At 58.7% G+C, this 259-nt stretch carries 1 protein-coding gene; it reads right to left on the bottom strand.

What is annotated here, in order from left to right; translation table 11 throughout:
- Nucleotides 1-45 precede the first annotated feature (45 nt).
- Nucleotides 46-259 (bottom strand): hypothetical protein (locus RMT89_RS43980; RefSeq protein WP_315889359.1); only part of this gene is annotated, 214 nt, incomplete at its 5' end.

The following is a 259-nucleotide window of genomic DNA, read 5'->3' as shown; positions in this document are numbered from 1 at the left end:
GTCAGCAGGCGCGTCTTCCTGCGCTTGTGGGAGGAGGACCTGCAGTCACACGACGGAAGAATCCAGATCTTCGTGCTGGATGATAAGGATACTCACTGGCTTGGATGGCAGGAGCGACAGCGTCACGTTGCACTGATGGAAAGGGGATACGCCGGCTATGGCGTGATCTGCAGGAGCCAGGAGGGTGGCGAAGGAATCGCTGCGTATGACAGCTCCCAACTGATCCGCCTGGGCACCATTCATGATCGCGACGAGTGCA

The organism is Streptomyces sp. P17, from assembly GCF_032436805.1.
Taxonomy (GTDB): Bacteria; Actinomycetota; Actinomycetes; order Streptomycetales; family Streptomycetaceae; genus Streptomyces.
This window is presented reverse-complemented; position numbering and strand designations above follow the sequence as displayed.